This window comes from Streptomyces aurantiacus, from assembly GCF_001418335.1.
Classification (GTDB): Bacteria; Actinomycetota; Actinomycetes; order Streptomycetales; family Streptomycetaceae; genus Streptomyces; species Streptomyces aurantiacus.
Genome location: NZ_LIPP01000105.1, coordinates 1 through 12,520 on the forward strand (window position 1 = coordinate 1; position 12,520 = coordinate 12,520).

The following is a 12,520-nucleotide window of genomic DNA, read 5'->3' on the forward strand; positions in this document are numbered from 1 at the left end:
CACGAAAGAGCCGGTACCGGCTCTTTCGTGCTTACGCGCCGCGGTCGTACGGGCCGTCGTCAGGACTGGTCCGGCAGGGCCAGCCACTCCTTCCACGACAGGTCGCGCCCGAGGTACCGGGGCCGCTCGAAGGGCCACGCCTCGGCGATCCACCGCGGCACGAACGCGTCCAGGTCCCGCTCCAGCGGGGTCCCCACCCGGTCGTCGACGACCCACCAGGAGATCTCGGCGTCGGCACCGGCCTTCTCCGGCGGGTCGATGTAGACGCACCCGTACTCGGTGGTCTCCGCCTCGTCGAGCAGCACGTAGTTGAAGGACTCGTGAGCGGCGATCTCGGCCGCGTGCCGTTCCAGGTCGGCCAGGTTGGCCTCGTACGTGATGGTGGCGGCGGGCCAGCCCCAGGCCGCCCCGAAGACGGACCACAGCCGCTCCCGCGACCCCATCACCGTCGGATAGTCGATCGCGGCGTCCGCCCCGGTGATCGGCCGGAGGTGCGGCCCGCCGGGCACGTCGACGCGCAGCGGATGGACGAAGTCAGCGGGCAGCCATGTCATCCCCGGAGGCTAACGGCCCGGCCGCCGCCCCGCCCCGGAATTTCCCGCCGAACCGGCCTCATCGCCCTCCTGACCGGCTGGCCTGACCGGCTGGCCTGACCGGGCAGCTTGAGCGCGACAGCGAAAGCGCGCCCGCCCTCAGCTCCCAGGGAGCCGGAGGACGGGCGCGCTCGAAAGAACCGGACGCAACCGGAAAGCGAACCGGAAACCGTACGTGGACCGGAAACCGTACGCGGACCGGAAACCGTACGTGGATCAGTCGGCGTTCTTGATCGCCGAGATGTCGAAGGTCAGCTTGATCTTGTCGGAGACGAGCACGCCACCGGTCTCCAGCGCCGCGTTCCAGGTCAGGCCCCACTCGGAGCGCAGGATCTCGCTCTTGCCCTCGAAGCCGACGCGCTCGTTGCCGAACGGGTCCTTCGCGGCGCCGTTGAACTCCAGGTCGATGGAGAGCGGCTTGGTGGTGCCGAGGATCGTCAGGTCACCGGTGACGCGGTAGTCGTCGCCGCCGAGGGCCTCCGCCGCGGTGGAGCGGAAGGTCATCTCGGGGAACTCCTCGATCTTGAAGAAGTCCGCGCTCTTCAGGTGACCGTCACGGTCGTCCGAACCGGTGCTGATGCTGTCCATCTTGATGTCGAGGGTCGCCGTCGACAGCGACGGGTCGCCGCCGTCCAGGTGCAGGCTGCCGGTGAAGTCCTGGAAGCCGCCCTTGACGTTCGTCACCATGGCGTGGCGCGCGACGAAGCCGATCGTCGAGTGCGACGGGTCGATCGTGTAGTCGCCGGTGAGGGCGGCCAGGTCGGGGCTCACGGCGCCGGGTGCTGCGGTGGTGGTGTCCGTGTCCTTGCGGCCGAAGATACCCATGACTAGCTCCTTGGGGGACGAGCCCCGGCCCTGCGCCGAAGCTGTTTAAAGTTCAACTATGGCGACCATAGACCTATTCCCTACGTGTTTCAACCGTGAGCAGGGCGTGTTGTCCGGGTTGCAATCAGTCGTCATTGGTCTACTCCTAAGGCGATCCGCTGACCCCCTGGTGGACACGTGTAAAGCTCGGGCACCATCGCCTTGCTCCCTCCCCCGCACCGCGTCCACAGCCCGCACGGTCCACCGTCAGGAGGCTGCCAGGAGATGACTCCCACCCGCCGTACGTTCCTGCTGGCGGCGTCGCTCGCAACGAGCGCGCCGCTCCTCACGCCCGCCTTCTCCGCGCACGCGCACGCGTCCGACGGCGCGTCCGACAGCGCGGCTGGCGACGACGCGTACGCCGACGCCGACGATGAGGTGTACGCCGACCCCGACGACGCCTACGACACGCTCCGCCGTCGCTGGCTGGAGATCGCCCTCGGCGCGGACTACGACCCGGCCGCCGAGCCGTACGCCGCCCGGCTCGCCGAGACCGGCGAACTGGCCCGTGGCTTCCGGGAGTCCATGGCCCCGGCGCCCGGCTCGCTCTGGCCCGACCACCCGTACGACCCGCCGTCCGGCATCACCCAGAGCTACAGCAGGTTGTGGACGATGACGCAGGCGTACGTCCAGGACGGCACCGGTGCCACCGGCGACACGGGCCTGCGCGCGGACATCCTGCGCGGCCTCGACCACCTCTCCGCCACCGTCTACAACCCCTCCACCAGCCGTTACGGCAACTGGTGGGAGTGGCAGATCGGCAGCCCCCGCCTCCTCACGGACATCGTGGCCGCCCTGTACGACGAGCTCACGCAGGCACAGGTCGCCGCCGCCTGCGCAGCCGTGGACCACTTCATCCCCGACAGCATGCTCCGCGACTACTCGGGCACCTCGACCGGAGCCAACCGCGTCGACCTGTGCCGCTCCGTCGCCCTGCGCGGCATCCTCGGCCGCGCCCCGGAGAAGATCGCGCTCGCCCGGGACGCCCTCTCGCCGGTCTTCCCCTACGTCACCGCGGGAGACGGGCTCTACGCCGACGGGTCGTTCGTCCAGCACACCTGGGTCGCGTACTCGGGGACGTACGGGCAGGTCATGCTCGACGGGCTCGGCCGCCTCTTCGCGCTGCTCGCCGGTTCGCAGTGGGAGGTGACCGATCCCGGCAAGCAGATCATTCTCGACAGTGTGGAGAAGGCGTACGCGCCCCTGATCCACGACGGGTTGATGATGGACAGCGTCAACGGGCGTGCCATCAGCCGTGGTTACCTCAAGAGCGACGACCGGCGGGTCATGCGCAGCGACCACTTCCACGGCCAGGCGCTGATCGCCGCGATCGCGCTCCTCGCGCAGGGCGCGAGCGCGGCGGAACGCGACCGCTGGCACGGGCGGATCAAGGGCTGGATCGAACGGGACACCGTCACCCCGATCCTGACGGGACGTCAGTTCGGGGTCGCCGACCTGGCCCGGCTGCAAGCGGTCGCCGACTCGCCCCTCCCGGCTGCCCCCGAGCCGGTGGGTCACCACCTCTTCGCCGCCATGGACCGAGCCGTCCACCGCGGCAAAGGCTCAGGCCGCAGCCCCAGCTCCGGCTCCGGCTCCGGCTTCACCGCGAACATTGCCATGGCGAGCGAGCGGATCGCGTACTACGAGTGCGGCAACGGCGAGAACCCGCGCGGCTGGCACACGGGCGCCGGAATGCTCTACTGGTGGGCGGCCGGACACGGAAGCCGCCCCGATGAGTCCGGTCGATCCGATCAATACACGGACTGGTTCTGGCCGACGGTCGACTGGTACCGGCTTCCCGGCACGACCGTGTCCACCAAGCGGCTCGCCGACCGGGCGGGCGGTGAGTGGGGCGAGCCCAAGCCCGCGGCGCGCTGGGTCGGCGGCACGACGGACGGCGAGTTCGCGGCCGTCGGGCAGCATCTGCGGGGCCTCGGATCGACCCTGGAGGCCCGCAGGTCGTGGTTCTGCCTGGACGACGCGATCGTCTGCCTCGGCGCGGGGATCACCGCCACGGACGGCGTTCCGGTCGAGACGGTCGTCGACAACCGGAACCTGGGGGAGGGCGGCACACAGACCCTCGTACGAGGTCCCGGGTGGGCTCACCTGGAGGGCCACGGAGGCTGGGTCGTCCTGGAGGGGCCGGGCCTGCGAACCCTCCGCGAGGACCGCACCGGCGCCTGGTCCGACATCAACACCACCAGCACCACCGAACGCCGGACCCGCCGCTGGCAGACGCTCTGGCTCGACCACGGCACGGACCCGGTGGACGCCACGTACGCCTACGTCGTACTGCCGGGCGCCTCACGCCGCACGGTCGCCGCCCGCGCCGCCGGCCGGCACGGGCCGACGATCCTCGCCAACGACTCCGGCCGCCAGGCCATGTCCGTACCGTCCCTGGGGTTCCTCGCGGCCAACTTCTGGCGGCCGGGAACGGCGGGTCCGCTCACCGCCTCCGCCGCCGCGAGCGTGCTCGTACGCAGCCGGGGCCGCACCGCGACCCTCTGCGTGAGCGAGCCGCCGCGTACCGGAGAGGCGCTGGAGATCGTGTGGGACCGGCCCGTACGCCGGGTCGTACGGTCCGGTCCTGGCGTCGAGGTGCTCGCCACCGGGCGCCGGCTGAAGCTGCGCGTCACCCCGGGGGAGGTATGTGAGACGCATGAATGTGAGGTGGCTCTCAGCTGACAGCTTTGTGTGACCCCTACAAGCGACAGGCCCTCTGAGCAGTCGGATCGCCTGCACGCGGCCGGGGTTCTGTTCAGGGCTACCAGTAAAACGGGCCGGAGACTGTGCAGAGTCGACGGCCCGCTTTCCTTGGTGGGTTTCGTAAGGTCACTACATGACCGTTTTGGACGAGACCGAATCCTCGGCCGGCGAGCCCGCGGACTCCCGTGGGCGTGTGGCCGAGCTGCAGGCCATCCGTGCGGAGGCTCTTCGCGGACCCAGCGACAAGGCGACCGCGGCGCAGCACGCCAAGGGCAAGCTGACCTCCCGGGAGCGGATCGAGCTGCTGCTGGACGAAGGCTCGTTCAACGAGGTCGAGCAGTTGCGGCGGCACCGGGCGACCGGCTTCGGCCTGGAGGCCAAGAGGCCGTACACCGACGGTGTGATCACCGGCTGGGGCACGGTCGAGGGCCGCACGGTCTTCGTGTACGCGCACGACTTCCGTATCTTCGGCGGCGCGCTGGGCGAGGCCCACGCCACGAAGATCCACAAGATCATGGACATGGCCATAGCGGCCGGGGCGCCGCTGGTCTCCCTGAACGACGGCGCGGGCGCCCGTATCCAGGAGGGCGTCAGCGCGCTCGCCGGCTACGGCGGCATCTTCCAGCGCAACACCCGGGCGTCCGGGGTCATCCCGCAGATCAGTGTGATGCTCGGCCCGTGCGCGGGCGGCGCGGCCTACAGCCCCGCCCTCACGGACTTCGTGTTCATGGTCCGTGAGACCTCGCAGATGTTCATCACGGGTCCGGACGTAGTCAAGGCGGTGACGGGCGAGGAGATCACCCAGAACGGCCTGGGCGGCGCGGACGTGCATGCCGAGACGAGCGGTGTCGCACACTTCGCGTACGACGACGAGGAGACCTGCATCGCGGAGGTCCGCTACCTCCTGTCGATGCTGCCGCAGAACAACCGCGAGAACCCGCCGACCACCGACACCGAGGACGCCGCGGACCGCCGCTCGGACGTGCTCCTGGACCTGGTGCCGGCGGACGGCAGCCGGCCGTACGACATGACCAAGGTCATCGAGGAACTCGTCGACGACGGCGACTACCTGGAGATCCACGAGCGCTGGGCCCGCAACATCATCTGCGCACTGGCCCGGCTCGACGGCCAGGTGGTGGGCATCGTCGCCAACCAACCGCAGGCCCTGGCGGGCGTCCTGGACATCGAGGCGTCGGAAAAGGCTGCGCGTTTTGTCCAGATGTGCGACGCTTTTAACATTCCGATTGTGACCCTGCTGGACGTACCGGGCTTCCTGCCCGGTGTCGACCAGGAGCACGGCGGAATCATCCGCCACGGCGCGAAGCTCCTCTACGCCTACTGCAACGCGACCGTGCCGCGGATCTCCCTGATCCTGCGCAAGGCCTACGGGGGTGCCTACATCGTCATGGACAGCCAGTCCATCGGCGCTGACCTCACCTACGCCTGGCCGACGAACGAGATCGCCGTGATGGGTGCGGAGGGGGCGGCGAACGTCATCTTCCGCCGCCAGATCGCGGACGCGCAGGACCCCGAGGCGATGCGCGTGCGCATGGTCAAGGAGTACAAGGCCGAGCTGATGCACCCCTACTACGCGGCCGAACGCGGCCTGGTCGACGACGTCATCGACCCCGCGGAGACCCGCGAGATCCTCATCCGCTCGCTCGCGATGCTCCGCACCAAGCACGCGGACCTGCCGTCGCGCAAGCACGGAAACCCGCCGCAGTAGCAGCCCGCGCAGTGGTAACCCGCAGGACCCGTCGCGGCAACCGCGCGGACCTCTCTCTCCCGGAGACTGACACCCATGGACATTCCTGATATCCGCGTCGAGAAGGGCAACGCCGGGCCCGAGGAAGTAGCCGCGGTGACGGCGATCCTCCTGGCCCGCGCGGCCTCCGCCCCGACGGAGACCCCGGCCCACCGGAACCGCCCGAAGGCCGGCTGGCGCCGCCTGGAGCGCACCCCGGGCTTCCGGGCGCCGCACTCCTGGCAGGGCTGAGCACTTACTTGCCGCATCGCCGGACGGACTCCACGGGGAGCCTGTCCGGCGGTTGCTGTTTTCGGGTTCGTACGGTGCTCCGGGCGCGGGCCCCGGTATGCCTAGCGGGTCCTCGTACCGGCGCGTATCTGTTCGGCCAGCCGCTGCAGTTCGGCCGCCGTCGCGGGTGAGGTGTCGCTGAGTCCGCTCTGTACGGCCGTCGGGCTCCGCAAGAAGCGCCGGAGCAGGGCCACGAGCAACCCTTCCGGCAGAGTCCGCAACGCGGCGAACCCGCGAGGGACCGGCGGCGTCGCCAGGGCGGCGAGGTTCTGCCGCATGAGGCGGAGCATGCTGCGGACCGCGTCCCGATCGTCGGCCAGCGCCACCGGGCCGCCCGCCGCGTGCGCCGCCTGCCCGAGTGGCTCCGAGAACGCGGCGTGCGTCCTGAGCCAGGCATCCATCCGCGGCTCCGCCTTGGCATTGATCCCGGCGGTTCGCAACGCCCGCACGATCCGTTCCAGCCGCGGGGTGGTCCGACCGTCGGGTTCGCCGATCGGCATCGCGACCCGGCGGGTCAGGAAATTGGCGGCACGGTAGCGGACCACGTCGTCGTCCATCGTGCCCCCGTCCGTGGGGAAGCCGAGCAGCACCCGCTCGTGGCCGATCACCGCGCCCAGCGGCTGCGGGCCGGCCGCCCAGTTGAGCAGGAACAGCACGTCGCCTTCGACGCCGACGAGTGACTCCAGCACCGCGTCCACCTGATGCGTACGGACGCAGACCGCGACCAGGTCGTACCCGCCGGCCGGGTGCTCGACCACCGGCACCGGTACTTGCCTGACGGTCGGGCTGTCTTCTTCGGCGAACCGCACGCCGTGCCGGCGCAGGGCGGCCAGGCGCTCGCCCCGGGCGAGGAGTGAGGCATCGTGCCCGGCCTCATGCATGCGGGCGGCGAGCTGGCTGCCGGTGACTCCGGCGCCGTACACGAGCAGTTTCATGGCAACCCTCTGTCCCACGCGTGTCAGTCTGCGTGTCAGTCATACGTTCGTTTGATTCAAACGTATGTAGAGTACGCACACATGGGGCCACCCGACACCAGAACCCAGATCCTCGACGCGGCCGAGCGCCTCTTCGCCGAGCACGGCTACCGAGGCGCCTCGATCCGCGCGATCACCGACCTCGCCGGAGCGAACCTGGCGGCCGTCGGGTACCACTTCGGCTCGAAGGCGGAGCTCATGGCCGCAGTCGTCCGCCGTGTGGTCGAGCCCATCAACGCCGCGCAGTGCGCAGGGCTCGACCGACTGCTCGCCCGCACCCCGGACCCGTCGGTCGCCGAACTGGTGGAGGCGTTCGCGGGGCCGATGTTCGACGGGATGACGGCCGGCGACGAGGGCGGTGCCCGGACGTCCCGGCTGATCGTGACGATCCTCAGCGACCCGGCCGAGGAGGTACGCAGCTGGACCGGCGCGGCCGAGGCCACGTTCCGTGATCGCTACCTGGCGGCCTTCGAGCGCGCGCTGCCCGGCCTTTCGCCGGGGGAGCTGTGGTTCCGGATGCGGGGGATACTCGCCGTGACGGCCGTGGACCGCGTCGACGTCCACAACCGGCCCACCCCGGACTGCGTGTCCCCGGCGGCGGAGGGCGAGGCGGCCCGGCGCTGGGCGATCACGTTCCTGGCGGCGGCGATGAGCGCGCCACCGACCGGGGCCGGCCGGTAGGCCGGGAGTGGGTCAGAGCGCCCGAACCGGTGGAGAGAACCTCGGTCGGGCTTTCGCTCTCGCGGATGCGGATGAAGTCCCTCGGTTACCGCACATGCAACGCTACTCAGAGCTCATCCGTAGAGCGGCTTCGTGGATGATCGCCGAGAGCGGGGTGGCACCCTCTCCGTAGACAACGGTCTGCCGCTTGAGGCGATGCGACACCCGGTGCTGCCGCAAGGCCCTTGCGTGGTGTTCGAGCTCGGCGAGGTCCAGGGCATCAGAGGGCAGGATCTCCCTGTACTCCTCCCACCAGCCCCGCGTGCGGCCACCTGTCATCTCGACCAGGGACTCGATGAGTTGCTCGTCGGTGTGCCCCGACTGCCCGTGAAGTGCCCATGTGTCGTTGTCTGGTCAATCGCCCTCCGTTCATCACTCTTGGTGACGACCCTGGGTCATTCTCGTCACATCGGACTCCAAAGCCGTGCCAGCGTGGTGGTCCGCTGATCGACTGACGAGGTGCGGTGGAGCTGTGGTGATGGGATCGTCCTTCCGGCGGGCACGCCTGGTACGCCGGGCCGGGCTGACGGTGGCGTGCGGGGCGCTGGTGGCACTGGCGGTCGTACTCGTGAGCGGGGGCGGTGAGGACACCGTCTCGATGTGGGTGTCAGTGGTGTCCGCCGTCGTGGCGGTGTGTACCTTCGCCGTGGACCTGGTGCGCGGCGCGGGCCCCGAGGAGACGGGTCCGGCCGATCCGCCGGAGGACGTGCGGCGGCGGGCCGCCGCCGCCCTCGCCGACGCGGTGCGGGTGCAGTGGTCGGCGGAGGCCCGCCGGCTGCGGTTGCGCGACCCCGAACCGCTCGCCGTGCGGTGGGAACCGGTGGGCCCGCCGTTCGCCGACCGGGCCCCCGGCGTGCCGGTGCCCGCTCCCCGGGACGAGGACCAGCGGCCGGCCTGGATCATCGACGCCTTCAAGGCAGTGCGCTCCGGGCGGTGGGTGGTGCTGGGCGAGCCGGGAGCGGGCAAGTCCGTCATGGCCGTACGGTTCGTGCTCGGCATGCTGGAGGCACGGCAGCAGGGCGGCCCGGTGCCAGTGTTGTTCGCGCTGGCGGGCTGGGACCCGGGCGCGTCCACGCTGCGGGGCTGGCTCGCGGACCGGCTGGCCAAGGACTACGGCTCCCTGGCGGCGACCGTGGGGGACGGCCGTACGCTCGCGCAGGAACTGCTGGACGCCGGTCTGGTCCTGCCCGTGCTCGACGGTTTCGACGAGATCCCGCCGGGCGCGTACGAGAGCGCGCTGTACGCCCTGAACAGTGAACTGGACCCCGGCCAACCCGTCCTGCTCACCAGCCGCACCGCCGCCTGGGCGGACGCGGTGGAGCGGGGCGGTGTGCCGACCGGTGTGGAGGTCGTACGGCTGCGGCCCCTGGACTCCGCCACCGTTCGCGCCTACCTGACGCGCACCGCACGGTCCGGGGCCGCCTGGGCGCCGGTCCTCGATGACCCTCCCCCGCCGCTGACGGAGGCCCTGCGCTCGCCGCTGACGGTGACCCTGGCGCGGACGGTGTACGAGGACCCCTCCCGTGACCCGGCCGAGCTGACCGATTCCGACCGGTTCCCCACGGCGGAACGCGTCGAGGAACATTTGCTGGACGCGTTCGTGCCGACGGCGTTCGCCGGACCGGGAGGGCGCTGGCACCCACAGGCCGCCCACCGATGGCTGGGCCGCATCGCCCGTGACCTGACCGACTCCGCGGGGAGCCTGGCCTGGTGGGAGCTGGCCACCGTGATGCCCCGGCCGCTGCGCGTCCTCGGCCCCGCCGTGTGGGCGACGCTCGCCACGGCCGCGCTCTTGGTGCCCATCGCCAAGCACGGGGGCGGGGTGATCGCCGACTGGGACACCACGGAGTCGGCGGTGCTGAACTTCGCGGGCATCCTGACCGGCCTGTGCGTCGGCCTGACGTATTTGCTGCCACCGACGCCGCGGACAGCGCAGGGCCTGCGGTGGCTGGCCCGGACCGCCCTGCGGACGACGGTCGCGGCGGCGGTCGTCGGCGTGGGCCTCGGGCTGCTGGTGCCCCCGCTCGTCAGTTCCCGGCTCGGCGCCGTCCTCACCCCGCGGCCCTCCTGGTACCTCAACGGCTGCTGCTTCGGCCTGATCCTGTCCATGATGTTCGCCGTCGCGGGCCTGTCCCGTCGGCCCGGCCCGCTCGGCCTGCCGTGGGCGGGCAGCCCCAGCGGCCCCCAAGCGGTGCGCGCGCTGGGCGCCCTGCTCGCCTTCGCCGGACTGGCGGTCTACGGCTACACCAACGAGCAGGTCTCGGCGGCGACCTGCGTCGTGTCGGGCCTGGTCCTGGCGAGCCTGGGCCGGACCGACCGCCCGGCCGGGACCTACGTCGCACCGGCCACGGCGCTGCGCGGCTTCGCCCGCGGACTGCTGCGGGGCCTCGTCGCCTGCACCCTCATCGGGGTCTGTGCGGGGGCCGTGGTCGGGGCGATCGGCGGCACCTTCGCCGCCGTACGGGTCCACTCGGCCCCGAACTGGAACGCCGGCAAGGAGATCGCGGGCTGGCGGCTGGCGAGGACGGCGGACGGCGAGCGCACCGTCCACTCGACGAAACCGTGGCACGTCCTGCTCGTCAAGCGGTCGGCGCTGGACGAGCCCTTCGCGGTGGCGAAGGGCGCACGGATCTCCCGGGACGACAAGATCGACACGTTCGAGGGCCGGCTGACCATCCGGCCCTCTCCCGACGGCGGCTGGGTGACCGACTGGCCGGACCCGTCCGCCGCCGGGCGGGGCGAGCCGGTGGACGCCCACAACCTGGTCCTGGCCCTGCCCGACCCTGTCAGGCTGTGGCTGGTGCGCCGGGACGCCACATCCGTCGTCCTTGACGCCGTCGGCCCACTGGTGGCGTTCGGGGTGCTCGTCGGCATGATCGGCGGCTGCGCGTCCGGGGTGTACCGCGCCCTGGACACTCCCTCCGACACCATCCGTGCCGTCGGCCCGCGCAGCACCCTGCGTACCGACCGCACCGCCACCCTCGCCCGCAGCGCCGTCGCCGCCCTGCTGGCGGGCTCGGTGTGCCTGCTCCTGATCGCCGCGACCGGACGGGGCAGCACCCTCGGCACCATGCACACGGAACTGTGGGTGCCCGTCGGCACCTCCGCGCTCGCGCTCAGCGCATGGGGCCGTACGGCCACGGCCCGTTGCTGGCTGGCGTTGACGGGCAGGGCTCCGTGGCGGCTGATGACGTTCCTGGAAGACGCCCACCGCCGGGGCGTATTGCGTCAGTCGGGCGCCCGCTACGAGTTTCGCCACCAGCGCCTCCAACGCCGCCTGGCCGCCACAGCGGCGCCGAGCGCGGACGACCGCCCCGACGTCCGCAGGCTCGTGTGCCTTACCGCCGTCGCGGTGGCCGCGTACGCCCTGGCCTACGTGAGCGGCCGGCCCCTCCTCGACGACCGGCCGAGCACGTCGCTCGGCCCGTCGGAGACGGCGCAGGTGATCACCGCCGTCGGGGCGCTGAGCACCGCGATCGGCATGAGCCTGGCGGCCATGATCAAGGCGGTGGCCCTGCTGATCCACGCGCGGGCGGACATGGAGCGCGCACGGACGGGCCGCGATCGCGAGCCCCTGCCCGAGCCGGAAGGGGAATCGTCCACGAGCGACGACCGGGTGTGAGGCCGCCCCGTCCCGGCACCGAGCGGCCGGCCACATCCACCTCGTCGATCCCGTCGAACACCAGCAAGTTGTAGGCACGGATGCAGATGACAACGCAGATGGGGGCGGCAGCCACTGAATGGCTGCCGCCCCCATCTGACGCTCGGGGAACCCCGATTACCGCAAGCGCGCCATCAAGGCGTGCTCGACCAGCGTGATGAGCGCAGACTTCGCGTCAGCACGATGCCGCGCGTCCGTCGTGATGATCGGCGTGTCCGGGCCGATCTGGAGTGCCTCCCGGACCTCGTCCGGGTTGTACGGCTGGCTGCCGTCGAAGCCGTTGAGGGCGATGACGAACGGCAGGCCGCTGTTCTCGAAGTAGTCGACCGCGGGGAAGCAGTCGGCGAGGCGGCGGGTGTCGACGAGCACGATCGCGCCGATCGCGCCGCGCACCAGGTCGTCCCACATGAACCAGAAGCGGTCCTGGCCCGGTGTACCGAAGAGGTACAGGATCAGGTCCTGGTCCAGGGTGATGCGGCCGAAGTCCATGGCCACCGTCGTGGTGGTCTTGTCCCCGGTGTGCGTCAGGTCGTCGATGCCCGCCGAAGCGGACGTCATCACGGCCTCCGTGCGCAGCGGATTGATCTCCGAGACGGCCCCGACGAACGTGGTCTTGCCCACGCCGAAGCCGCCCGCCACCACGATTTTCGCGGACGTGGTGGAGCGGGAAGGCCCTCCGCTAGAGCTTGCGAAGTCCACTGAGCACCCTTTCGAGCAAAGTCACGTCTGGCTGACCGCCGGCGTTCTCGTCGCCGCCGGGCTGATGAATGGCGACCAGACCCGCCTCCGCCAAGTCGGCGACGAGGATTCTGGCCACGCCGAGAGGGATCGTCAGGAGGGCCGAGATCTCGGCCACCGACTTGATCTCCCGGCAGAGATTGCAGATCCGCTGATGCTCGGGCAACTGGCCCTGCATCTGGTGCGGTTGTGCGGTGGTGTGCACCAGTGCCTCGATGGCGAGCTGGTA

At 71.0% G+C, this 12,520-nt stretch carries 10 protein-coding genes and 1 pseudogene; 5 read left to right on the plus strand and 6 right to left on the minus strand.

Going from position 1 to position 12,520, the window contains the following annotated elements; translation table 11 throughout:
- Positions 1–59 precede the first annotated feature (59 nt).
- Together AOK01_RS15505 and AOK01_RS15510 are read right to left on the minus strand one after the other, a co-directional pair.
- Positions 60–554, minus strand: a complete 495-nt coding sequence (locus tag AOK01_RS15505) for a hypothetical protein (RefSeq protein WP_055511918.1) — start codon at positions 552–554, stop codon at positions 60–62.
- A 255-nt stretch (positions 555–809) separates the two neighbouring features.
- On the minus strand, positions 810–1,418 hold the full coding sequence (locus tag AOK01_RS15510; RefSeq protein ID WP_055511921.1) for a YceI family protein: 609 nt from the start codon (positions 1,416–1,418) through the stop codon (positions 810–812).
- Between the two features lie 264 nt (positions 1,419–1,682).
- Between AOK01_RS15510 and AOK01_RS15515 the strand changes: the two genes are divergently transcribed.
- The 3 genes from AOK01_RS15515 (at position 1,683) to AOK01_RS15525 (ending at position 6,159) form a co-directional block, all read left to right on the plus strand.
- Positions 1,683–4,142 (plus strand): polysaccharide lyase 8 family protein, encoded by a 2,460-nt coding sequence (locus AOK01_RS15515; RefSeq protein WP_055511923.1) that lies wholly within the window; start codon positions 1,683–1,685, stop codon positions 4,140–4,142.
- 154 nt (positions 4,143–4,296) lie between these two features.
- Positions 4,297–5,889, plus strand: a complete 1,593-nt coding sequence (locus tag AOK01_RS15520) for an acyl-CoA carboxylase subunit beta (protein WP_055511924.1) — start codon at positions 4,297–4,299, stop codon at positions 5,887–5,889.
- Between the two features lie 75 nt (positions 5,890–5,964).
- Positions 5,965–6,159, plus strand: a complete 195-nt coding sequence (locus tag AOK01_RS15525; protein ID WP_055511926.1) for an acyl-CoA carboxylase subunit epsilon — start codon at positions 5,965–5,967, stop codon at positions 6,157–6,159.
- A 101-nt stretch (positions 6,160–6,260) separates the two neighbouring features.
- Here the strand turns inward: AOK01_RS15525 and AOK01_RS15530 are convergent, their stop codons facing one another.
- Positions 6,261–7,151: a ketopantoate reductase family protein gene (locus AOK01_RS15530; RefSeq protein WP_245702268.1), complete on the minus strand. Its 891-nt coding sequence runs from the start codon at positions 7,149–7,151 to the stop codon at positions 6,261–6,263.
- A 63-nt stretch (positions 7,152–7,214) separates the two neighbouring features.
- On the opposite strand from AOK01_RS15530, the gene AOK01_RS15535 reads away from it, so the two are divergent.
- A complete protein-coding gene (locus tag AOK01_RS15535; protein WP_055511928.1) occupies positions 7,215–7,853 on the plus strand; it encodes a TetR/AcrR family transcriptional regulator in 639 nt (212 codons plus the stop codon).
- 114 nt (positions 7,854–7,967) lie between these two features.
- Here the strand turns inward: AOK01_RS15535 and AOK01_RS45080 are convergent.
- Positions 7,968–8,204: pseudogene (locus tag AOK01_RS45080) on the minus strand (transcriptional regulator); the annotation flags it as partial.
- 166 nt (positions 8,205–8,370) lie between these two features.
- Here AOK01_RS45080 and AOK01_RS15545 point away from each other — a divergent pair.
- Entirely contained in the window at positions 8,371–11,514 is a 3,144-nt protein-coding gene (locus tag AOK01_RS15545) for an NACHT domain-containing protein (RefSeq protein WP_055511930.1), read from the plus strand.
- Between the two features lie 156 nt (positions 11,515–11,670).
- On the opposite strand, the gene AOK01_RS15550 is transcribed toward AOK01_RS15545, so the two are convergent.
- Entirely contained in the window at positions 11,671–12,252 is a 582-nt protein-coding gene (locus tag AOK01_RS15550; RefSeq protein ID WP_006375305.1) for a GTP-binding protein, read from the minus strand.
- Positions 12,233–12,520: DUF742 domain-containing protein (locus AOK01_RS45085; protein WP_245702269.1), on the minus strand; the 288-nt coding region annotated here is incomplete at its 5' end. The genes AOK01_RS45085 and AOK01_RS15550, both read right to left, overlap by 20 nt.

Excerpts from the sequence above, each read along its gene's own strand:
- AOK01_RS15505 (WP_055511918.1), bottom strand. The coding sequence starts at position 554 with ATGACATGGCTGCCCGCTGACTTCGTCCATCCGCTGCGCGTCGACGTG.
- AOK01_RS15510 (WP_055511921.1), bottom strand. The coding sequence starts at position 1,418 with ATGGGTATCTTCGGCCGCAAGGACACGGACACCACCACCGCAGCACCC.
- AOK01_RS15515 (WP_055511923.1), top strand. The coding sequence starts at position 1,683 with ATGACTCCCACCCGCCGTACGTTCCTGCTGGCGGCGTCGCTCGCAACG.
- AOK01_RS15520 (WP_055511924.1), top strand. The coding sequence starts at position 4,297 with ATGACCGTTTTGGACGAGACCGAATCCTCGGCCGGCGAGCCCGCGGAC.
- AOK01_RS15525 (WP_055511926.1), top strand. The coding sequence starts at position 5,965 with ATGGACATTCCTGATATCCGCGTCGAGAAGGGCAACGCCGGGCCCGAG.
- AOK01_RS15535 (WP_055511928.1), top strand. The coding sequence starts at position 7,215 with ATGGGGCCACCCGACACCAGAACCCAGATCCTCGACGCGGCCGAGCGC.
- AOK01_RS15545 (WP_055511930.1), top strand. The coding sequence starts at position 8,371 with ATGGGATCGTCCTTCCGGCGGGCACGCCTGGTACGCCGGGCCGGGCTG.